The following is a 21,399-nucleotide window of genomic DNA, read 5'->3' as shown; positions in this document are numbered from 1 at the left end:
GAGCGGCCACAGTTCGCTTTCCCAATAAGAAACAACGCGCACCCTTCGCCAACATCAAAATCTCATGCCTCAATTTGCGCTCTGCATCCTGCATTACTATACTGTACGTAATATCTTCAATTTTGTTAGATGTTCGCAAAGGAGCAACGATAGCACTATGAATAATCTCCTATACCAGACGCGGGCCGATGCCGCCATAACAGCCCTGCAAAAGTGGTACGATCCTGCCACCGCACTCTATAGCGGCGTGACATGGTGGCACTCGGCGATCTGCCTCGATGCAGTGATCGACTACACCACCCGCACCGGCAATACCACGTATGCCTATATCATCCCCGCCATCTTTGAGCGACATCAAGCGAGTAATTTTGTGCAGAACTCCTATGATGATATGGCATGGTGGGCGCTGGCTTGGATCAACGCGTTCGATCTAACTGACGAACGGCGCTATCTTGAGATGGCCCAGACGATCTTCACCACGATGACCGGTGGTTGGGACGAGGTATGCGGAGGCGGCGTCTGGTGGGATTTCAGGCGCGGCTATAAAAATGCGATCCCGAACGAACTCTTTTTGGCGTTAGCAGCCCAACTCTACCAGCGTGTCCCGGAAGAAGAGAGCTATCTCACGTGGACCATGCGCGAGTGGACGTGGTTTCAGCAGAGCGGCATGATCAACGCCTCGCATCTTATCAACGATGGACTGCACAATTGTCAGAATAACGGCGGCCCGACCTGGACCTACAATCAGGGCGTCATTCTGGGCGGTCTGACTGATCTGTATCGTATCACTGGCGAGGAGGACTATCTGCACGAGGCTGAGGCCATTGCTGATGCCGTACTTACGCAGCTGATCAACGACGAGGGAATCCTGATCGAACCGTGCGAGGCAACGGGCTGTGACTCCAACGGCGCGCAATTCAAGGGGATTTTCATGCGCAACCTGGGTTACCTCTATCAAGCGGATCAGAACGAGGCGTATAAAACATTCATCAGGCATAACGTTGATTCGCTCTGGCAGCGGGCGCGTAACGAGCAGAACCAGATCGGTGTCCACTGGTCCGGCCCGTTTGACAGTGCCGACGCCTCCCGCCAGAGTTCTGCTGCCCATACCATCAACGCTGCTCTCTAGCGAGAAAACGATCAGACATGCGCGGCTCGCTTCTTCTGAAGAAACGCTTCCACGTTCCTGATCTCCTGCTGATAGGAGGGATTGAGGAAACGAGGGATCAGCAGGCGCTCAATAAGACCCATCAGACCGGGGCTGGAGTTCATCACAGTCGCAATCTCGACGTGGGATTTCTGCCCATTCTCTATGGGCGTCACGGTAAAGGTCGTGATCGTGTCCTGCACCGAATCGATATCGCGCTCCATCAGCACATGGCCCGGCTCCGGCTCACTGGAGCGCATATAAAGGGTGCGCTCGACGCCCATCACCTTTGATTTACAGCGAAACACGGTTCCGGCTCCATACCCGCCTTCTTCCACCTGGAGATCATACAGCGTCTCAGGAAGAACATGCGGATGACTATTTTTGTAGTCAGCAAACGTTGCATACACATCATCTGGTCGCGCATCGATGGTAGCAGCGGCCTTCGCAGCAATCCGAGCCATTTTCTTACTCCCTTTGTGTCTATTCATAACACATAGCTTACAATCAATCCATCCTGTTCACGGCAAAAAGCCTGGGATGGATCTATGATTTCACTTCATATGATTTCAAGTCATATTATATAGATAGCATAGCTGATATTCTGGCGAGTGTCAAGGGTGGATAGATTCTCTTTACAGCAAAATGTTTCTATTCATTTTTTGGTAGTCGGTATAATGGATGTAGATAAAACGTATTTTTATTTGAGGAGCGCAACATGGCAGATGAGGAGACACAGGACACCAGCATGGTCCTTCCCGGGGCCGACAAAATCCGCAAAGTTTGGCATCAAGAGCAGTGGTTCTATTCGGTGATTGACATTATCGCCTTCCTCACCGAAAGCGAGAACCCGCGCCGATATTAGAGCGATTTAAAGAGGCCTGTTTCATCTGAAGGGTTTGAAGAGGTCTACGCAAAGTGCGTGCGGTTAAAAATGCTAACAGCTGATGGCAAACAACATCTGACGGATACTGCTAACCGGGAAACAACTTTCCGCATAGTGCATCGGTACCTTCGCCTAAAGCAGAACCGCCCAAACTCCGGCTAGCGGAATCCGGTGAACAACGCTTACAAACGATTGAGCAAAACTACCTTACTGTTGATTACGAAAGGACAAGTAAAAATAATATCTTTCCCATAAGCTTTTTTTATCCTACTTCTTCATCCTTCTCAGCAACATAAATATAGGCATCAATAGCAAGGGGACCAAGATATTTCTCCATGAGAGGACGTACTTTATCCCAGGATAATTTACCATTTTGCGTACCAAGCTTAGGAAAAGCAATACTGGTTATGCTTTCCTCCTCATAGTGCGCAACAAAATACTCCAGCCCTTTTTCCAAATATTCCAGCTTAGAATTTGCCTTCCAATTATCTTTTGTGGGGAAGTTGAGAATCCAGGGAGTACTCGCACGATAAAGCGTTGGGCGGCCAATACGCAGCGTTCCCGTTTTACACTCCTCTTGATAAACAGCAAACATATCAGGATATCTCTGCTTGAATGCCTGGGCCAGACCCTTTCCCATAACTCCCCGACAATTTACTGGATTCACGATCACCTGAGTCTTTGCCTCAAAAATATCACCTTTTTGATACTGTAGCGCCATAATAGCGTCCCCAATCATAGTAAATATGTTCTATTTCTATAATTATAGCACAATGGTAACAGCCATTCCGTTGCACTGCTGTTATGGCTGTTACACCCACTCTCCCCTTTTTTGGATGAGGAAGCATAAAAAAACAAGGGCTATCGATAACGATAACCCCTGTTTGTCTGCTTGAATATTGGTGAGAGCTTAGCCCACGCTACCGGACATCTCCAACTGGATCAGGCGGTTCAGTTCGACGGCATACTCCATCGGCAACTCTTTGGTGATTGGCTCGATGAAGCCATTGACGATCAGCGAATAGGCTTCAGACTCGTCCAGGCCACGACTCATCAGGTAGAAGAGCTGATCCTCGCCGACCTTCGAGACGGTTGCCTCGTGGCCGATCTCGGTCTGGTTCTCCTCAACACGAATCGTCGGATACGTGTCAGTGCGGGCGTCCTCATCGAGCAGCAATGCGTCACAACGCACGCTGGACTTGGTGTGGTGCGCACCTGGATTGATGCGAACAAGGCCACGATACGAGGCGCGACCCGTGCCCTTCGAGACCGACTTGGAAAGGATCTGCGACGTGGTATGAGGTGCGAGGTGCGTTACTTTAGCTCCCGCATCCTGGTGCATACCGTTATTGGCAAAGGCTACCGACAGGATATCGCCACGTGCGCCCGGCTCCATCAACAGGACCGCCGGATACTTCATGGTCACTTTCGAGCCGAGGTTGCCATCGACCCATTCCATCGTCGCATCGCGATAGGCGGCGGCACGCTTGGTCACAAGATTGTAGACGTTCTTCGACCAGTTCTGAATGGTGGTGTAGCGAACGCGCGCACCCTCCTGCACCTTGATCTCAACGACGGCACTGTGCAGGCTGTCGCTGGCATACGTCGGAGCCGTACAACCTTCGACATAATGCACATACGAACCCGGCTCGGCAATAATTAAGGTGCGCTCGAACTGACCCATGTTCTGGGCGTTGATGCGGAAGTACGCCTGTAGCGGGATCTCAACGCGCACGCCTCTAGGCACATAGACGAAGCTACCACCACTCCAGACCGCGCTGTTCAGTGAGGCGAACTTGTTATCAGATGGCGGGATAACAGTACCGAAATGCTCTTTAATGATATCGGGATACTCGCGCAGGGCAGTGTCCATATCGGTAAAGATAACGCCCAGCTTCTCCAGATCCTCGCGCACCTTGTGATAGACCGCTTCGCTCTCATACTGCGCCGTCACACCTGCCAGATACTTCTGCTCGGCCTGCGGAATGCCCAGGCGGTCAAAGGTCTCTTTAATCTCGGAGGGAACCTCGTCCCAGTTCTTCCCCTGCTGCTTTACAGGTTTGATATAATAATAGATATCGTCGAAATCTATCCCTGACAGATCGGCTCCCCAGGTTGGCATCGGACGTTTCTCAAAGAGTTTCAGGCTCTTCAGGCGGAAGTCCCGCATCCAACTGGGTTCGCCCTTCATCTCGGAGATCTGTGCGACAACGCGCTCACTCAATCCTTTTTCGGACTTGAATGCATAGTTTTCTGCAACATGGAACCCTGCCTGATACTCCTGTTGCAGCTCAAATGCCTGACTCATAAAATTCACACTCCGCTTACTTACTGGCTGTGTCTATTGCAGTGCAGAGAGCCAAACGCCCTCCGCTATCCTTATTTTTAATCCTTACTGGCACACTCGGATTTATTCGTATTATATGCGTTCCACTCCTCATTGTCAAGGTGAGAGACAACCAGCCCAAACCCTCCCGGCGTAATCTCGCCTAGAAAAATCCGCCCGCACCACCACCTGAGCTACCGCTATCGCTGCTACTACTAGAGCTACTACTGGACCCGCCGCTATCGCTGGAATGATGGTGATGATAATACCGCCCATTCCGGTTTGAAGAACTCCAGCCAAAAATCTTGCTCATCACACTAATCAATATCAGGACCGCTACAATGCCAATCCATTCTAAAACGTTCCAGACACCATGCCAGAATTGCGCATTCTCATTCGTGGAAATGACGGTCCGCAGATCCTTTAAAGTTGCCAGTAAAGCGGTTGTATAGTCATTATTTGCGAAATTTGTTCCGAAAATACCAACAGCTTCCTTTGCCTCTTTGTTAGATAAGGGCACATTATCAACGCTCTGAATAGAGATATACCTGTCTTGCACATCAATACCAATGGCAATATCTGTCTTATGGTCTCCCATATAATCTTTCGTGTGTGTATCGAATTCGGTAGGAAGGAGAGATTTTCGATAATTTTCTTTCTGGTTCGCGTCGGTGATCCAGGTAGGCATAGACTGCTCAAACGTAAAGGTTGAGGTAGTGAAAATAGCTATTGAGCGAGAAAGATCGTTCGCTCCCGTCTTTACTCTATTTATATTCAGCACATTAGCCCCATCAGAGATCTGCATATCAGCGGCGTTAGTTGTCTGCGTTCCACAGGATGTCAGAAACAATGCCAGGCTCAGCACTAATAAGAAAAGATATATTGATAATCTTTGATTGTATACCATAAACACCCAATCCTTTCAGATAAAGAAAATCTCTCTAAGAGTAACACTGAATAAAAACGTGATCTTTCCTTTTTCATCCAATTGTAGCCTGTACGCTTGCTTCGCGCCGTGAACCTGCTCACACTGGTTGTAATCTGTCCCTCTCTTTGCCACCTCAAGGAGCAGGGATAGTGCTTTACAAGCTTGCAATGTGTGCGGTACACTGAAACTATAATGCTATTTTGCGTTCAATGACGTGCGCACCTCCCCAGCTACCACCAAATTCCTATACTTGCTGATAACGCTAACACCCGGGCGCAGGTCATTTATATAATAGGTAGGAAGGATGAGCAATGGAAATTAGCGAACAGCCTGCGAATCGACCAGAAGAGATTATCGAGCTGCACACCCAACCGCTGCCCATAACACCATCGTATTCACGGTCACATGTTGAGGCTGTCGTCGCCGGTCATATCTGCCTGGACATCATCCCCACGCTCACTGGCGATACGTTGACCCTCGCTCCTGGTCGCTTGATTGAGGCCGGTCCCGCCGTGCTTGCAACTGGTGGCGCAGTCCCCAACACAGGGCAGGCACTCTATAAACTCGGCGTCAACACAAGCTTAATGGGCAAGGTTGGCGACGATCTGTTCGGTCAGGCTATTATGCAACTCGTGGAGGCACAGGGAGCAGGATTGACGCAGGGAATGGTTGTAGCACCAGGCGAGGCCAGCTCTTACACCATGATTATCAGCCATGCCTCCAGTGATCGCATCTTGATCCATTCGCCAGGCTGCAACGATACCTTTGGGGCCGACGATATCCGCTATGATCAGCTAGAGAAGGTACTGCTCTTCCATTTTGGTTATCCTCCTATTATGGCAAAGATGTACCAGGGCAAGGGCGAAGAACTCACCAGCACCTTCCAACGTGTGAAAAACATGGGCCTCACCACCTCGCTTGACCTCTCCATGCCTGATCCGGCCAGCGCTTCGGGACGTGCCGATTGGCGCAGCATTCTAGAGGCGACATTGCCCTATGCAGACATTTTTCTGCCCAGCATCGAAGAGATTCTGATGATGTTTCGCCGCCAACAATTTGAGAAGCTCACTTCCAGAGCCGGGAAAAACAGCGTTCTCGACTTTATTGCGCCCGATCTGGTCTCCGAAATGGGACAAGCGCTTCTGGATATGGGTGCGAAGATCGTTGGTATCAAGATGGGGCATCGCGGCCTCTATCTCTGCACTGCCGGGAGCGAGCGCTTAGAGGAGATGGGACGCGCCCAACCGACGAACCTTGTCCAATGGGCCAATCGTGAGTTATGGACGCCTTGCTTCTCAACTCAGATGGTAGGCACGACGGGTTCAGGCGACGCGACGATTGCTGGCTTCCTGATGGGTTTGTTGCGTGGCATGATGCCGGTGGCGACGCTCTCCGCTGCCTGTGCAGTGGGAGCCTGTAGTGTGGAAGCTGCCGACGCACTGAGCGGCATTCGGAGCTGGCCCGCAACGATGGAGCGCATCGCAGCAGGCTGGCCTCGCTTGCTCCCAGAAAAAAAAGGCAGGCCCACGCTCGACCTCGCCTCCTTCAAATGGCGCTGGAACGACTCACAAGAAGTCTGGATTGGTCCGCGCGACCTGCATTATTAACCTGCCCGGATCAAAAAACAAACACATGATGTGACCGAATATGGCAGGGGCGATGGCTGGTCCTCGCCCATGATGCATGACGCGGCCTGGAGAGGCGGGCGAGGACCAGCCATCGCCCCTGCCATATTCAGATAACGTTATTGCTCCATTTCCTGGATATGCCAATTTATTGCACAATTACGCTATTTATCTTTTCATCCTCTTTGCTCTATCGGTACATATTCCGTGATTTTTGGTCCGACATATTCGGCGCGGGGACGGATCAGTCGATTGTTGGCGTACTGCTCCAACACGTGAGCGGTCCACCCGGCGATACGGCTGGAGGCGAAGATGGGCGTATCCAGGTCGATAGGAATGTCGAGCATGTAGTAGACCGAAGCAGAATAGAAATCGACATTGGCGTTGAGCTTCTTCTGCTCCTTCATGTACTCTTCAACCTTGCGCGAAATGTCGTACCAGCGTAGATCGTTTTTACGCTGCCCCAACTCCTGCGATATGGCTCGGAGATGCGTGGCGCGTGGATCTTCGGTGCGGTAAACGCGATGACCAAAGCCCATGATGCGCTCTTTGCGGCTCAGCGCATCGCTCACGTACGACTCAGCATTGCTCGCTTCGCCAATGCGCAACAGCATCCGAATCACCTGCTCATTAGCACCTCCATGCAACGGACCGGAGAGCGCGCTGATCGCCGATGTAATCGCTGCATACATATCGGCCAGCGTGCCAGCAGTGACGCGAGCGGCAAACGTTGAGGCGTTGAGTTCGTGGTCAGCATGCAGGATTAACGCGAGATCAAGCACATGAGCTGCGTGTTCATCGGGCATGCGACCAGTCAGCATATATAAGAAATTTGCCGCGTGGCTGACATCGGACAGGGGAGCAACGGGTTCCCGATTGTTGCGCAACGCCTCCCAGTTGGCGATGATCGTTGGCATAACAGCAGTCAGGCGAATAGCGCGTTGTTCGTTGGCGGCACGTGATTTGTCCTGGGGATTGGGATCGAAGGCGGATAGGGCGGAAATGGTGGTACGGAGCACATCCATCGGCGGGGTAGCGGTAGGAAGCAGGCGCATCAGATCAAGGATGCGGTCCGGCAGCGAACGTTGCGTGCGTAATTGTTGCTGCACTTCCTCCAGTTGCGCCCATGTCGGCAGTTTCCCATGCCAGAGCAGATATGCCGTCTCTTCAAACGTTGAATGGTGTGCCAGATCGTGAATATCAACGCCGAAGTAGGTCAGCTTGCCTAGCTTGCCATCAAGATCACAAATGGAAGAATGCGTCGCGACAATATCTTCAAGACCTTCAGTGGTGGTGGACATCTAATAATCCTCCGCATAGACGTTATTTTCGTTTCTGTCTCCAGATAGTGGCGGCACCTGGCGGGTATCATTGCAGATCATCATGAAATACCCATCCTCGCTGGTGCAGAAACAAGGGGTCGTCTTCTCAGGTTGTTACACTGCAATTTGGCTTGTTATGAGGGTATTATAGCGCAGAGAGATATACAGAAACAATCCCTTACGCAAAATAGCACAGCCACAAGTGGACTTTCTGGCCAGAAAAGGGCGTAGTCGTATTTGATAAAATATGCTACACTGGCGCAAACGGTTACTATGAAGAGGGGCAGCAGCATGAGTAAGCTAGCGCGTGACGATGAGGAGAGCCTCATTGCCCGTAGCCAGCGCGGAGATGTGCAGGCATTTAACCAGTTAGTCCTCATCTATCAGCAGACCCTATTTGGTGCTATTTTCCGCCTGCTTGGTGATTACGATACCGCCGCCGATGTCACGCAGGACGCATTTCTGGCCGCATTTCGGGGGATCGCCACATTTCGCGGTGGCTCCTCGTTTCGTTCCTGGCTCCTACGCATCGGCTCCAACATGGCGTGCGATCATTGGCGACGTGTACAGCGGCGTCCTGCCGATTCCCTGGAGGCACTCACTGAAACCGACGAGCCACAATCGCCCGAAGTGTTACAGGCATTAGCCAGCAGCGCCGACGATCCCGAAGCTCACATACTCACTCAGGAGTTGCAGGGCTTAATTCAACATGGCTTACAGAAGCTCCCTCTCGATCAGCGTGTAGCGGTGGTACTTTGCGATATCGAGGGACTTTCGTATGACGAGGTGGCGGCGGCAACCCAGACGACGCTGGGCACGGTACGCTCACGTATCGCACGTGGACGTGAAAAGTTACGAAACTACCTTACCCAGTACAGGGAACTTTTACCCCGGGATTATCGTCTAAGCACCAGGACAAGTGATGATTAGTAACGGAGCATATACGTGGCACAAGAAAACCTGCATTTGATGACTGAACAGCTTTCAGCGTATCTTGATAAGCAACTACTCTCTACTGAAGAGCAGAATCAGGTAGAAGCTCATCTCAAGACGTGTGAGCAGTGCCAGCAGGAGCTAGAGGATTTGCGGCATACGGTGGCGTTGCTGCATGCCCTACCACGACCCGCCCTGCCTCGTTCTTTCATGCTCCCTCTCGATATAAATATCCAGACTGATATCCAGACCAGCGTCGAAGACGAACCCGAAGGGGCTGAGCCAGTGCCGATAGCGGTTGCGGCAGCTCGCAACCGTCGTCGTGAGGCAGGCACCGATAATCGCAGTTGGCCCACCTATGCACGGGTCGCGCTGCGAACGGTGAGCGCTATTGCAGCGGTCGTGGGGCTGGCGCTGCTCCTCTCCGGCATGATCGGCACTTTCTTACCTGGCGGCACCATGACGGCCAGCTACGGTCGACCAATGGCAGCTAACAGCAGCACGCAAGATTCACGCACGAGTTCGGGCAGTGGTGAGAATGCTCAGGGGAGTGCAGCACCACAATTGTCACCCTCCTCACGAACGACAATCACGCCGCCTGCGATCACTGCGACCACCAGGGCCACGCCGATAGCGGAGGCAACAGCGACGACGGCGATCACCCACGAGGAAACCCCGGCTGTGAAATCTGTACAACCAGCTCCCAGCATCGAGCCATCCCGCTCGCCGATCATTCTCTTCTTTGATCTCAGCACGGGACCGGGCCGCCTGGGATTGGGCTTCCTGCTCCTGCTGCTTGGTGTGATGGGCTCTATCGTCTTTAAACGACGTTGGCGACAAGAGCGAGCATGACGACAATTTTCTAACGACAGTTTTCAACGGTAGAGGGTTGGCAATCGCCGCCCTCTTTTTCTTTTGGCAAAAGTCCCTCTGATTGCACGCTGATGTAGTTTTCTGTATGGTATACGTACCTGATAAAATGGGTAATAAAAAGTGAGAGCCTTGAAATTCACGTAATTTTGCACCGTATCGATAGAGAGAAGGGCTGTTTGTGTCATGGAGACCGCTATTTTGCTTATCCCGCCAGCAGTGAACGTTGTCGTGACTGCTCTTTTCGCCTGGTTTATACTCCGTCAATATCTACGTCGCCGTCGTATCTACCAGCTGTATTGGACCATTGCCCTCACGATGGCCTTCCTCGCCACGCTGTTCTATGTAAGCATGCTGGTAGCGCAACCTGTCAGCAGCGCAGGTATCCTCTTCTTTCGCCTGTATTATATCCTGGGTGGCGCTCTGATGCCCTCCTGGTTAGGTCTGGGCAGTCTGGCACTGGTCAGCAACCCTCGCGTCGTGCGTATCTGCTCCATTATCCTGAGCATTATGAGCGTCCTTGCTGCCATCTTGATCTTTCAGGCCAGCATTGATCTCCCCCGGCTCAGTCAAATTGCAGGCACTCCTGGCACCGGAACGCTCAAGACGGGCGCCTGGCTAGTAATGACGATCATTCTCAATACGCTGGGTGTGGTTGCGGTCGGCGGTGTCGCTATCTATTCAGGATGGAAGCTGTTACGCCGTCAAGCACAGGTTGCTGGACTGCACACTGCCAATCTGCTTCGGGCCAATATTTTGATCCTGGCCGGAGCTATCCTCAATGGTGTGGCCGGAAGCCTTGCTCGCTTCCTGGGTCTGCAAAGCAGTTTCTGGCTCATTATGGCCGTTGGCTGGACCGTTTTCTTTATCGGTGTGCTGCTCACAAGTCGGCGCAGCCAGAACAAAACGGTGCAAGAGAATAGTGGAGCAGAAACAGGAGTAGAGAAGGAGAAGCATCCAGCCTCTTCATAAATAAAAAGAAAGAGCGTGGAGAACAGTGTTCCTCACGCTCTTTCCCGCGTCACACTACACACAAGAAGAGAGAAAAGTTTAAAGAAAAGTTATGATTGTGCTTGTAACTCTCCCAGCGTGACAGTTATGGTCAATTGCTGGTTGCCACGATAAATTTTCACCGACACTTTATCGCCCGGATTCTTGTTGACGAGAACATCACCCAGCGACGAGGTATCTACGACATCCTGGTTGTTGACCTGGACGATCACATCACCCGCCTGAAGGCCGGCTTGCTCAGCTGGGCCTCCACGAACTACATCGGCGATGAGCAGGCCATGATCCACTGAGAGATTATCCTGCTGAGCCATGGTTGCATCGACGGTGGCAACCCTCACTCCGAGCGCCGCGCGACCGGTATGGGTCACTTTCCCATTGTTGATGATCTGCGGCACGATAAAGTTCACACGATTGGACGGGATCGCAAAACCAACACCGCTGGCCGGAGCGTTGAACTCAGGGTCAATCGCCGTCAGCGTGGGAATACCGATCAGGTTCCCCTGCAAATCGATCAACGCGCCACCGCTATTGCCGGGATTGATAGGAGCATCAGTCTGAATGGCGTTCGGGATGGTGGCACCGGCGCTGGTCTGGCTCGCAGGCTCAGAAACGGTACGCCCTAATGCGCTCACGATACCCTTTGTCACGGTCTGTGTGATCCCCAACGGATTGCCAATCGCCAGCACTTCCTGTCCAACCTTTAGCTTGGATGAGTCGCCCAGCGTCGCCACTGTCATATGCGCAGGAGGGCTGATCTTCAGTACTGCCAGATCATCGGCAGGGTCGGTTCCCGCTACCTCCGCAGGAGCTTTGGTGCCATCCGAGAACATCACCTCAATGGTGCGTGCGTTCGTGACAACATGGTTATTGGTCACAATGTAGCCGCGCTTATCAATGACGACGCCCGAACCGAGGCCGGATTGTGTGTTCACCAGTACAACGGCAGGCTTGACCTTAGCAATGGCAGCTTCGCGCACGGTCTCGATATTGCTACCGGTCAGCGCTGGCACAGTTGGCTGAGCGCTTGTTCCCTGCTGCAACGTGCCGGTTGCGGCGTTATCTGCCCTGCCAGTTGCGAACTGCCAGCCAGCGAACAGGCCGGTTCCAAAGACAAGCAACAGGACGAGAGCCAGAACAAAGATAGCGCCAGCGCGTGGACCGCCGCCTGATCGCTTCGGTGGCCGCTTCTGAGATGGCGGCGTTGGTGGCGGGACCATTGGTTCATCATATTGTAATGGTGCCGATGCTTGCCGTGATTGCTGATCGACAGGCCAGTATGGTTGTTGTGGTGTCTGATATGGTAATGTATGGTCGTTATGTATATCTGAGAGCATCCTCGCACCTCCACGCTTAGCTCTAGCAACCTGACTATGGTTCAATCTTTGATAATTACTACACGTTACACGTCCGTTTTCTTGTCTGCTTATACTGTACAGAACGATCATAAGAAAATCGTGAGGAATTTGTAAAAAGTTTGTATGAATTGACTGCAAAATTTTTGATAGACAAATGAGAGCTAAAAAGAGCCTCGATGGTATGGGGGGGCTTGTTCGTGGGCATCGATAGTGAGATAATAAGAAAACTATAGTGCAGGAGTCTTAAAAAAATTTGGATAAAGAAATAATGCGTGCAGAGGGGATATTACAGGAAACCCCATTTCTAGAGGAAAGAGAAGTAGTGAAAGAGCAGAACGGACAACTCCCTGTAGCGAAACATATTGCACAATTACATGAACAGGCGCAACAAGATCTATTACATCGCGACTGGGAGAAGGCGGCGGCGGAATTTCAGCAATTAATCGAGCTTGAGGGGCCGGGAGAAGAGGTGCTGTCTGGTCTGGCACATGTACTCGAAGGAGCTGGTCGGTATGAACAACTTTTGAGCGTTGCCGAGGAGCTTCTCTCTCTCACCCCAACATCGGCAATCGGACTGGCCTATAAAGCACGTGCCTTACAGAAGCTAGAACGCCTCTCCGAAGCAACCATTGCCAACGATCAGGCGCTTCTGTTAGATAAGAACCTGCCACTTGCCTGGGTCAATCGCAGCGGTTTGCAGTTGTTGCAGCAAAAATTTGCCGATGCATTGCGTAGCGCCCAGCGAGCCGTCGAACTAAACGATGAGGATGCTCGCGCCTGGGCAAATAAAGGGATGGCGCTACTCAATTTCGAGCATAATATAGAGGCGCTGGAGGCATTTGACAGGAGCCTGGCATGCGATCCGGCGTTTCTCTTCTCGCTTCAAATGAAGGGTCAGGTACTTTGTCAGATGGGGCGTATGAAGGATGCCGCCGAAAATGCCCTGCAAGCGCTCAAGCTCTCGCCTTCCGATGTTCCGTCGCTAACTCAGGCGGCGATGGCATTTCGGGCATTGGAGATGTACAGCAATCTAAAGGATGTCACCGAGGAACTGATCAAGCATCTGCCAGATAGTCTCTTTGCCTGGGAGAACTACATGCGCAGTCGGCGCGGTCTGGGCGAGTATGAGGAGGCGAACACAGCGTTGGATCATGTCCTGGAGCTTGACCCTGCCAACGTGCGCTTCTGGACCATGAAGGCCGACACGCTCTACAGGCTGGAACGCTATCGCGAGGCGGTCAACGCAGCGGAGCGAGCCGTGCGCATCGATCAGGATTATCCTCCTGCCCGCCGTATTCGCGAGAAAGCGGTTCGGCTCATGTATCAGCGGAAAGAGAGGCGAGGCAGCATTCACAAGCAGCCATAGAGAGGTGGATCGTGAGCAAATTGACCTTGCTAGGAACTGGCACATGTCAGATCGAATTTGAGCGCCGGGCTTCGAGCGTACTGCTTGAGCTTGAGCAAACCTATATTCTTTTTGACTGTGGGCATGGTGTGCTGCAACGACTACTAGAAGCTGGTGTGCGCCATAACCAGATCCAGCACGTAGTCCTCTCTCACTTTCACCCCGATCACGTCTCAGACCTCATCCCCTTGATGCAGGCGGGAGCATGGTCGCGTCGTGATCCGCGCACATCCGATCTGCATATTTACGGTCCGGCAGGTGTACATGACTTGCTCAACTATTTTATGGATGCCTTCCGCCCCACCAGCTTCACGCAGCCTACATATAAGATAGAGGTGCATGAGATCCGGGAAGGAGCCTATACTATTGCTGGGAAGCCTGTGGAATTTATGAGCCTGCCGCCTGCTGGCAATCACGGCCTGCGCTTCGAGTGGAACGGCAAGCGCTATGCCATCACCGGCGATTCCTCGTTCCATGAGCAGGAGATAGCTTTTTTGCGCGACGTGGACCTAGCGATTATCGATTCGGGCCATCCAGAGGATAGCGAGATTGTAGAACTGGCCGCTGCTTCGCAAGCCCAGCATATCGTCTGCTCGCACCTGTATCGTGAGATCGATGCCGCGAAACTACAAAAGTTAGCAATGCAGAAAGGCTACAGAGGCGAGATCAGCGTGGGCTATGATCTACGCTCGTTCGAGCTGTAGTTTGTTTCAAATCCTCTTTAATTGAGCCAGAGTAGCCACTTGACAGATCGCAACACGAATTGATATTATATGCAATGGGAGTATCCCTTACTTCCAGGCCAAGCACCCATAGCTCAGTGGATAGAGCAACCGTCTTCTAAACGGTTGGCCGCAGGTTCGAGTCCTGCTGGGTGCGCTTTAGAAGCAGCAGCAGAGATATGAAATACTCTGCTGCTTTATTTTTTCTATATCTCATAATCTTTCGCCCAGCGTACATCTTTTTCTTGATTATTTTTTGTCGCTACCAAACGCAACTTCAACGACGATCCTTCCCCTGTTCCTGCGACTGGCAGCATATATATCTTTTCTGTATATGAAGAATAGACTCCGAACTACTCGGCTTTACCATGATAGTCATGCTTTTTTCTCCCCCACTCTGCCGCTGTTGACGTATTGAAAACCAAACATGCCCCATCTTTTGAGAGCCACGCCCATTTACATTGAATACGTACAAACTCTCTCTTCTCTTCGTTATCGACAATATAAGCAAGATCATACCCTAACGATCTGTTCCAGGGAACCAACACCTCATATCCAAGCTGAACTAACCTATTTAATACAGCTGTCTCTCCCTCCAAGCCGCGTTGCTGCGTAATACCCATTCAATCATCTTCTCCTTACAAATATTTCTCTATAGAACATATTTACTCATACCATTGCTAAATACATGATACTAATGAGTGCAAATACGATAATACTTTTGACCTATCCCATCTAGAGCAGGCATTGAACACACAAACAAGCGAGAGGAAAGGACGAGCAATGCGCCACTTCCTCTCGCTTGTTATTATGAAATGTTCCTTTCAAACTCTGTAAGGTCATTCGTAGTGGAGCGATTTATCGCGTGGGTGGCTCCACAAGTGGTTCCACCCACGCGATAAATCGCTCCACTACGAATGACCTTACCGTTTTTTCTTAAAAACTTGTTACATAGATTTTGCTATTGTTGGGCCAGTTGCAGCAAGTAAATCTTGTTGCCAGCTGGATCGGCGATAGTCAGCGTGCGGCCAAAGGGCTGATCGGCCAGATCCTCGACGAGACGAATATCGCGTGCCAGGAGTTGCTTTCTTGTCGCCTCCGCATCGTCCACATACCACCAGAGTTCTGTGCTGGCTTTTGGCTCAGCATTTCCCTCCTCAGAAAGCGCATAGGTTGCGCCTTGACCGTTGGGCTGCTTGAACTGGACAAAGCCCGGTACTTGCGTCTCGACCTCAAATCCCAGCTTCTCCGTATAGAATGGCAACACTTCCGCAATCGATGGGACATGGGCCAGCACAAAATTCAAACCGTTTAACATAGCTTTTCGCTCCTTTTACTTTGTTTTTCTTGTTTGTTCCTTCGATGTGATAAGTATGCCATAGGCCAGTGACAACAGTATGGCAACAGCGCAACGGATTTTTTTCTAGATGAAACAGGTTCTTCAGCACAAAGAGATAAACTCAGCGCTCTTCAATAAGTACAGCAGCAGAATACTACGCAGTAGATTATTTAGATATAGCATGATATACTGTGATATATGTAAATTTCCGGCGCTGTTGCGGAAATACAACGCAAATAGTGTCACATTGAACCACGTCAGAGCGTGCCTTAAACAGGAAACTTTCATTGTAGAACGTTATGTAGAAGGCTGTTTGCGCCAGCACTACCTCACCCCCCTGAGAAGGAGGACAGTATGGCAGAACATTACGCGTCGGTGATCGTGAGCGCTCCGGCCTCCCAGGTCTATGCGCTATTCACACACTTCAATGACTTTCCCAAGTTTATGCGCTTCGTGAAAGAAGTGACATATCATGATGACCGGCGGAGCCATTGGGTTGTCCAGGTTCTAGGACGCAACTATGAATGGAACGCCGTCAACGAAGACTGGATACCAGACCAGCAAGTCGGATGGCGCTCGATTGCCGGTTTAAAAAATACAGGCAAGGTCAAATTCCGCGCCCTCGGATCGAGCCGCACAATGGTTGATGTCTACATCAGCTACTCTCCCCCTTCCGGCGTCCTGGGTGTGCTGGGCGAAAACCTCGGCGTCAATAGCTACTTTGAAACCATGCTCCAGCAAGAACTCAACAACTTTGCTCGCATGGTCGAAGAGGCCCCTCCAGGCGCGCTCGACCCAATGTCTTCTCATTATCTCTTCCATGATAATAGCGCCGTATACACCCAGACCGTCACCAAACGTCAACAGGAGGCGATGGAGCACGATCCGATGATGAGCGCTGAGGCATTAGCAGAGCGGGAAACGAAAATTCAGAGCGAACGCGAACAGAAGCGCAAAGCAGAGCAAGAGCGCGAAAGTGAACTTCAGCGCAAGAGTGAGATTGAGCGCAAGGCAACGGAAGAATTGCACCAACAACTGGCTCAAGAGGCCGAGCGGCGACGGCAAGAAGAAGAGCAGATACGGCAAGCTCTGCTCGCTCGTAGCCAGAAACGCACCGTCCCCGACCCAGCTTACAACACGCTCGGTGGGCGTGGGGCCGCGATGGACCGTACATCGTTGGGAGAACGAGACGCGTTGCGGCCACGCTATCCCGATTATCATCAAGATCCCATGACCTCACGCTATCCGCGCGAGAAAAAGACCGTCAAGCTTGACCTCGATGAGAAATATGAATCGCCCTGGTTCCTCTCGATTCGCGGAGCTAGCCCCACAACACCACCAGAGCCACCTCCCGCTTCGCCCTAGAACTGGTAGTAAAGAGAAGGAAGTGGATGGGATTGTGGAGAGAAGGTCGCGTATCGCCCACCGGGTTGGTACGCGACCTTGTTTTGCAGGCGAAACTCCGCACCTCGACTTTACGTGGTAGCAGTACACAAACAGCACATTCTCTTCAATACGCGCCGTGAACGTGAAAAAGGAGCATATATATGTCGGAGCATCACGCCTCAGTTACCATCAAAGCACCTGTCAATCAGGTATATACACTGTTTACACACTTCAACGACTTTCCCAAATTTATGAGTTTTATCAAAGAAGTGACCTATTACGACAAACAGCGTAGTCACTGGGTAGCACAGGTCGCCGGGCGACACGAATGGGACGCCGTCAACGAAGATTGGATTGTCGATCAGCAGATTGGATGGCGCTCAACCAGCGGACTCAACAATACGGGCAAAGTGAAATTTCAACCGCTTGGACCGGACCGAACCATGCTCGATGTCTACATCAATTACGAGCCTCCCGCTGGCGTTATCGGAAAAACCGCCGATATGTTGGGCGTTGAGAGTCGATTTGAAGAGGTCTTGCAAAAGGATCTTAATAACTTCGCTCATATGGTCGAACAGGCTCCTCCAGGCGCTCTTGATCCCATGCAATCACACTATCTGTTTCAAGGCGATAGTGCAGTTGCCAAAAACGAGACGACCGAACGCCAGCAACAGTCGATGACGAACGATCCAATGATGAGTCAGCAGAGCATGCAGCAGCGCCAGGAGACCATCAAGCAGGAGATTGCCCAGGAATGGCAGGCCGAACAACATCAGGCGGCACAGCGAGAACAGCTAGCCCAGAGAGCACATCAACAGGCTCAGGAGCAAGCAAGCGTGCTACAGCACCAGGCCGACCTGGATCGTCAGGCAAGGCAAAAGCGCGAAGCGGCCGCACACACAGAGACAGCCAGTACACAACAGACGCTTGATCCCATACAGGGCACGCTTGGAGGGCGCAACGCCTCAATGGAGCGAACAGCTTTAGGGGAGCGAGATGCGCGCAATCAACGTTTCCCTCATGAAGAAGAAGATCCTATGCTTGCACGCACTCCCGGAGGTGAACACAACGCCGGCAGCACCCCGGTTGAACAGATCGAAGCCGAATCGCCCTGGCAGAAATCAATTCGTGGAAATACAGAAGAGCAAGAAACAACAGAAGATCAACGGCCTCCGTTCGATACACAAAAAGACACGAACGAACGATGATTACAACTAAAGAGGCAAGGGATTGGTCGTGATGGGTAAAGTGAACCAGAATACTGATCCCTGGCCATGCGTACTCTGCACCCCTACCTGCCCATGATGCCGCTCAACAATTGTGCGACAAATATACAAGCCCAGGCCCAGACCAACGCCGGAACCGCTTCGTACACTGATGCCTGGCACACGATAGAAACGCTGCCAGACCTGCTGATGTTCCGCCGGGAGCAAGCCCGGCCCCTGATCGCGTACGGCAACATGTGCGAAACCATCCGCCTCAGAGAGCATCACCTCAACAGGCATGGCCGCGGCGGAATACTTGAGGGCATTGGTCAGATAATTTGTGACAACCTGGCTGATGCGGTCAGGATCGGCCAGAATCGGTATCTCATGCGCTGGCAAGGTGAGCGAGAGGACACGCGTGGGATGAGCAGCTCGCTGATCTTCAACGCATTCAGAGACAATCGAGGCCAGATTACAGACATCGCAACGAAGCTCCAGACGGTTCGATTGGATGCGCGATACATCCAGCAAATCGCTTACCAGCCTGTTTTGCACGCGCACCTGCCGCTCAGCCCGACCCAGCAGTTCCATCACCAACGCCAGCCTGTCATCGAACTCTTCTTGCGGATCATCTCTGGTCAACGTGCGTATACGCCGCTTCGCCAGTTGAATATTGCCGTTAATTGTCGTTAGAGGCGTGCGCAACTCATGGCTGGCGATGCTCAGAAATTCGTCTGTGCGCCGATTGGCTTCCAGCAAAGCCAGTTCGTTGGCATGAGCCTCTGCTCGCTCCTGAAGCAGGTGTTCTCGCTCCAATACCAGAGCCATCAAACGCGAAACAGCCTTCGCTATCGCCACCTCCGCTTCGGTCAAATGCTGTATCCTGCCGCCATAATCGAGGGAAAGCAGCCCGATCAATTGCGTGCCTATGCGCATAGGCAGGAGAAAATAGCCGGCCCTGGCTCCAAAAGCAAGTCCCTGCATACGGGAATGGGAACGCAATAGTTTGCCAGCCGAGAGATCGCTAAGCACACGAGCATCGTGAATGTGATCGCTCAGGCGGGTTCCCTCAAGCAGAGATGACCAGCGCTTTCGCTCATCAGATGAGGCTCCAGACAGCGCTATGAGATGAAGCTCATCTGTAATTACCTCAACCAGTACCACGCCGACGCGCTGACAATCCAGCACCCGCCGAGCGAGAGTTGCCAGACGACGCATGATTCGGTTGAGTGGAGCATGGCTCTCCACGCCCTCCGCAGCATGATGATCGACGCCCTTGACCAGCACTTCGGCCATTGCCAGTAATGCCCGTAAAGCGTCTTGCGAACGCCGTTCCAGCCTGCGGCGCTCCGTTACATCACGATAAATCGTCACCGCCCCAATAATCGCACCCTCCTCATTGTGGAGAGGTGCGCCGTAGGCACTCACCTGTAGCACACGGCCATCGAGGGCAGAAATCGTAATATCGGGCGAATTTTTCGCCTCCAGCACGTCTCCGCGCAGGATACGCTTCACTGGCCAGCGCTCAGGAGATAAAGGCTTGCCATTTTCATCGGCGATCTGGACGCAGGCACCACACTCGTTCATGGACTGCATTGAGTAAGAGGGGGAGAGATCGAGTCCCATCAGCACACGAAATGCCTGGTTGACACGAATAATATTGCCAGCACTATCATAGACGCAGAGAGCATCGGTCAACGCTTCAAAAATTGTTTCCAGATCACGCGTCTGGGCCGCTGGCCGATCGGCTAAACGTTTCTGTAACTGCTCCACCTGTTGACGGGAGGCAGCCTCTGAGGTCTGCACACAGCGCAGCGTCGCCTCCACTTCCAGGCGCAATTGCTGTTCGGAAATAAGCTTCTGATGCTGTGCCTCCGCAATCTCTTCTAATTCGGCGACACGGCTTCGCAAAGCCTGCAACTCATTCAGAAGCTCCTGCTCTGTCTGGACTGAGCCTTCCAAAGTCTCTCTCCTTTGTGGCATCTATGGGAACTGATCTCCAGATGGATCAAACGAAAACCAGACAGATCGCTGAAAACCACACTACAACTCTTCTTCTTACAAAATTTCTTGTTCATTTACCTGAGCAACGTAATGAGAAACGAGCATTGCCTCTCTTCTTCCCATTATACCATCATAAACCCGGCCATTGCTTAAAAAGTGCCCTAATGTTCAGTATACCATATTGCTTGCTAGCTTGCTATTGTATATGCTTGACAATATACATATATCGGTATATATTATATAAAAAATGACCGGGTGCCCAGTAAAAACAGGGGAGGATATTGGAAGAGAATGCCAAAGATCGTCGATGAGCGGATGCGTGAAGCCACGCGCCGCCGCATTATCCGTGAAGCCGCGAGCGAATTCGCCCGCCTGGGATTTGACGCCGCCAATATCAATACCATTGCAGAACAGGCCGGAATTGGCAAAGGCACAATCTACCTGTATTTTGAAAATAAGCGTGATCTCTTTCTGTCCATGTTGCGCTTTATCGCCCAGGAGCATATAGCCGCCATTCGCAGCACACTGGCTGCCACAGATAATCTACAAAAACGACTGGAACATCTTTTTCGCGCCTTCGTACGACTGGCATTTGAGGAGAGTGACAGCTTCAATGTCTACATGAGCGCACTCTATGGCGTCAATCGTGCCTTTAAAGACGAGGCAACCAGGCTCATGCGCGACTATATTGCCATCATTGCTCTGATACTAGAGGAAGGACAAACAAACGGTGAGTTACACTGCGATGATATCGAAGCTGCAGCATTAATGGTCCTCTCGCTTACAGAGTCATATGTGCTTTCCGCTAGAGTGCTTGGGCAAACAGAGCAGGAGATCAATCAGCAGGCTCGACGTGTCGTCCAACTGATCCTACATGGTCTGAGCACCCCAGTATCATGAATAATTTCTCTTTTTTTCTTTCTTTTTTGACTGTC

19 protein-coding genes, 1 tRNA gene and 1 pseudogene are annotated in these 21,399 nt (G+C 51.8%); 12 read left to right on the top strand and 9 right to left on the bottom strand.

The window, feature by feature from the left end; all coding sequences use genetic code 11:
• Positions 1-157 precede the first annotated feature (157 nt).
• Positions 158-1,129, top strand: a complete 972-nt coding sequence (locus K3T83_RS24040) for a glycoside hydrolase family 76 protein (protein ID WP_220205463.1) — start codon at positions 158-160, stop codon at positions 1,127-1,129.
• An 11-nt stretch (positions 1,130-1,140) separates the two neighbouring features.
• Here K3T83_RS24040 and K3T83_RS24035 read toward each other — a convergent pair whose 3' ends face one another.
• Entirely contained in the window at positions 1,141-1,611 is a 471-nt protein-coding gene (locus tag K3T83_RS24035) for an SRPBCC family protein (protein ID WP_220205462.1), read from the bottom strand.
• A gap of 254 nt (positions 1,612-1,865) precedes the next feature.
• Here K3T83_RS24035 and K3T83_RS24030 point away from each other — a divergent pair, with 254 nt between their 5' ends.
• Positions 1,866-2,012 carry a hypothetical protein gene (locus K3T83_RS24030; protein WP_220205461.1) on the top strand — a complete coding sequence of 49 codons (147 nt, stop codon included), beginning with the start codon at positions 1,866-1,868 and terminating at the stop codon, positions 2,010-2,012.
• A 283-nt stretch (positions 2,013-2,295) separates the two neighbouring features.
• Here K3T83_RS24030 and K3T83_RS24025 read toward each other — a convergent pair whose 3' ends face one another.
• From K3T83_RS24025 to K3T83_RS24015, 3 genes are all read right to left on the bottom strand, one after another.
• Positions 2,296-2,754, bottom strand: coding sequence for a macro domain-containing protein (locus K3T83_RS24025; RefSeq protein WP_220205460.1), 459 nt, complete (start codon positions 2,752-2,754; stop codon positions 2,296-2,298).
• A gap of 189 nt (positions 2,755-2,943) precedes the next feature.
• A complete protein-coding gene (gene sufB / locus K3T83_RS24020) occupies positions 2,944-4,341 on the bottom strand; it encodes a Fe-S cluster assembly protein SufB (RefSeq protein ID WP_220205459.1) in 1,398 nt (465 codons plus the stop codon).
• Positions 4,342-4,522: 181 nt separating this feature from the next.
• A complete protein-coding gene (locus K3T83_RS24015) occupies positions 4,523-5,266 on the bottom strand; it encodes a hypothetical protein (RefSeq protein ID WP_220205458.1) in 744 nt (247 codons plus the stop codon).
• 332 nt (positions 5,267-5,598) lie between these two features.
• On the opposite strand from K3T83_RS24015, the gene K3T83_RS24010 reads away from it, so the two are divergent.
• Positions 5,599-6,894, top strand: coding sequence for a carbohydrate kinase family protein (locus K3T83_RS24010; protein ID WP_220205457.1), 1,296 nt, complete (start codon positions 5,599-5,601; stop codon positions 6,892-6,894).
• A 194-nt stretch (positions 6,895-7,088) separates the two neighbouring features.
• Here K3T83_RS24010 and K3T83_RS24005 read toward each other — a convergent pair whose 3' ends face one another.
• Entirely contained in the window at positions 7,089-8,213 is a 1,125-nt protein-coding gene (locus tag K3T83_RS24005; protein ID WP_220205456.1) for a citrate synthase, read from the bottom strand.
• Positions 8,214-8,525: 312 nt separating this feature from the next.
• Between K3T83_RS24005 and K3T83_RS24000 the strand changes: the two genes are divergently transcribed.
• The 3 genes from K3T83_RS24000 to K3T83_RS23990 all read left to right on the top strand — a co-directional run bounded on the left by K3T83_RS24000 (position 8,526) and on the right by K3T83_RS23990 (position 11,009).
• Entirely contained in the window at positions 8,526-9,164 is a 639-nt protein-coding gene (locus K3T83_RS24000; RefSeq protein WP_220205455.1) for an RNA polymerase sigma factor, read from the top strand.
• 15 nt (positions 9,165-9,179) lie between these two features.
• Entirely contained in the window at positions 9,180-10,019 is an 840-nt protein-coding gene (locus K3T83_RS23995; protein ID WP_220205454.1) for a zf-HC2 domain-containing protein, read from the top strand.
• A 204-nt stretch (positions 10,020-10,223) separates the two neighbouring features.
• Complete coding sequence (locus K3T83_RS23990; protein ID WP_220205453.1) at positions 10,224-11,009, top strand: hypothetical protein; 786 nt, start codon at positions 10,224-10,226, stop codon at positions 11,007-11,009.
• A gap of 89 nt (positions 11,010-11,098) precedes the next feature.
• On the opposite strand, the gene K3T83_RS23985 is transcribed toward K3T83_RS23990, so the two are convergent.
• Positions 11,099-12,382, bottom strand: coding sequence for a S1C family serine protease (locus K3T83_RS23985; RefSeq protein ID WP_220205452.1), 1,284 nt, complete (start codon positions 12,380-12,382; stop codon positions 11,099-11,101).
• Positions 12,383-12,656: 274 nt separating this feature from the next.
• On the opposite strand from K3T83_RS23985, the gene K3T83_RS23980 reads away from it, so the two are divergent.
• The 3 genes from K3T83_RS23980 (at position 12,657) to K3T83_RS23970 (ending at position 14,687) form a co-directional block, all read left to right on the top strand.
• The gene (locus K3T83_RS23980) at positions 12,657-13,769 is read left to right on the top strand and encodes a tetratricopeptide repeat protein (RefSeq protein WP_220205451.1); all 1,113 of its coding nucleotides are present in this window, start codon (positions 12,657-12,659) and stop codon (positions 13,767-13,769) included.
• 11 nt (positions 13,770-13,780) lie between these two features.
• A complete protein-coding gene (locus K3T83_RS23975) occupies positions 13,781-14,512 on the top strand; it encodes an MBL fold metallo-hydrolase (protein WP_220205450.1) in 732 nt (243 codons plus the stop codon).
• 102 nt (positions 14,513-14,614) lie between these two features.
• Positions 14,615-14,687, top strand: a tRNA-Arg gene (locus K3T83_RS23970).
• A 49-nt stretch (positions 14,688-14,736) separates the two neighbouring features.
• Here the strand turns inward: K3T83_RS23970 and K3T83_RS57990 are convergent.
• A pseudogene (locus K3T83_RS57990) lies at positions 14,737-15,153 on the bottom strand (group I intron-associated PD-(D/E)XK endonuclease).
• Positions 15,154-15,491: 338 nt separating this feature from the next.
• Positions 15,492-15,848 carry a VOC family protein gene (locus K3T83_RS23960; protein WP_220205448.1) on the bottom strand — a complete coding sequence of 119 codons (357 nt, stop codon included), beginning with the start codon at positions 15,846-15,848 and terminating at the stop codon, positions 15,492-15,494.
• A gap of 375 nt (positions 15,849-16,223) precedes the next feature.
• Between K3T83_RS23960 and K3T83_RS23955 the strand changes: the two genes are divergently transcribed.
• Together K3T83_RS23955 and K3T83_RS23950 are read left to right on the top strand one after the other, a co-directional pair.
• On the top strand, positions 16,224-17,234 hold the full coding sequence (locus K3T83_RS23955; protein ID WP_220205447.1) for an SRPBCC family protein: 1,011 nt from the start codon (positions 16,224-16,226) through the stop codon (positions 17,232-17,234).
• A gap of 182 nt (positions 17,235-17,416) precedes the next feature.
• Positions 17,417-18,463 carry an SRPBCC family protein gene (locus K3T83_RS23950; RefSeq protein WP_220205446.1) on the top strand — a complete coding sequence of 349 codons (1,047 nt, stop codon included), beginning with the start codon at positions 17,417-17,419 and terminating at the stop codon, positions 18,461-18,463.
• Between the two features lie 6 nt (positions 18,464-18,469).
• Here K3T83_RS23950 and K3T83_RS23945 read toward each other — a convergent pair whose 3' ends face one another.
• Positions 18,470-20,422, bottom strand: a complete 1,953-nt coding sequence (locus tag K3T83_RS23945; protein ID WP_220205445.1) for a sensor histidine kinase — start codon at positions 20,420-20,422, stop codon at positions 18,470-18,472.
• A 333-nt stretch (positions 20,423-20,755) separates the two neighbouring features.
• Here K3T83_RS23945 and K3T83_RS23940 point away from each other — a divergent pair, with 333 nt between their 5' ends.
• Positions 20,756-21,364, top strand: a complete 609-nt coding sequence (locus K3T83_RS23940; RefSeq protein WP_220205444.1) for a TetR/AcrR family transcriptional regulator — start codon at positions 20,756-20,758, stop codon at positions 21,362-21,364.
• Positions 21,365-21,399: the final 35 nt, after the last annotated feature.

The organism is Reticulibacter mediterranei, from assembly GCF_016587455.1.
Note: the sequence above shows the minus strand (reverse complement) of the source record. Positions and strands in the feature narration are given on the sequence as shown.

Excerpts from the sequence above, each read along its gene's own strand:
- K3T83_RS24040 (WP_220205463.1), top strand. The coding sequence starts at position 158 with ATGAATAATCTCCTATACCAGACGCGGGCCGATGCCGCCATAACAGCC.
- K3T83_RS24035 (WP_220205462.1), bottom strand. The coding sequence starts at position 1,611 with ATGGCTCGGATTGCTGCGAAGGCCGCTGCTACCATCGATGCGCGACCA.
- K3T83_RS24030 (WP_220205461.1), top strand. The coding sequence starts at position 1,866 with ATGGCAGATGAGGAGACACAGGACACCAGCATGGTCCTTCCCGGGGCC.
- K3T83_RS24025 (WP_220205460.1), bottom strand. The coding sequence starts at position 2,754 with ATGGCGCTACAGTATCAAAAAGGTGATATTTTTGAGGCAAAGACTCAG.
- sufB (WP_220205459.1), bottom strand. The coding sequence starts at position 4,341 with ATGAGTCAGGCATTTGAGCTGCAACAGGAGTATCAGGCAGGGTTCCAT.
- K3T83_RS24015 (WP_220205458.1), bottom strand. The coding sequence starts at position 5,266 with ATGGTATACAATCAAAGATTATCAATATATCTTTTCTTATTAGTGCTG.
- K3T83_RS24010 (WP_220205457.1), top strand. The coding sequence starts at position 5,599 with ATGGAAATTAGCGAACAGCCTGCGAATCGACCAGAAGAGATTATCGAG.
- K3T83_RS24005 (WP_220205456.1), bottom strand. The coding sequence starts at position 8,213 with ATGTCCACCACCACTGAAGGTCTTGAAGATATTGTCGCGACGCATTCT.
- K3T83_RS24000 (WP_220205455.1), top strand. The coding sequence starts at position 8,526 with ATGAGTAAGCTAGCGCGTGACGATGAGGAGAGCCTCATTGCCCGTAGC.
- K3T83_RS23990 (WP_220205453.1), top strand. The coding sequence starts at position 10,224 with ATGGAGACCGCTATTTTGCTTATCCCGCCAGCAGTGAACGTTGTCGTG.
- K3T83_RS23985 (WP_220205452.1), bottom strand. The coding sequence starts at position 12,382 with ATGCTCTCAGATATACATAACGACCATACATTACCATATCAGACACCA.
- K3T83_RS23960 (WP_220205448.1), bottom strand. The coding sequence starts at position 15,848 with ATGTTAAACGGTTTGAATTTTGTGCTGGCCCATGTCCCATCGATTGCG.
- K3T83_RS23955 (WP_220205447.1), top strand. The coding sequence starts at position 16,224 with ATGGCAGAACATTACGCGTCGGTGATCGTGAGCGCTCCGGCCTCCCAG.
- K3T83_RS23950 (WP_220205446.1), top strand. The coding sequence starts at position 17,417 with ATGTCGGAGCATCACGCCTCAGTTACCATCAAAGCACCTGTCAATCAG.
- K3T83_RS23940 (WP_220205444.1), top strand. The coding sequence starts at position 20,756 with ATGCCAAAGATCGTCGATGAGCGGATGCGTGAAGCCACGCGCCGCCGC.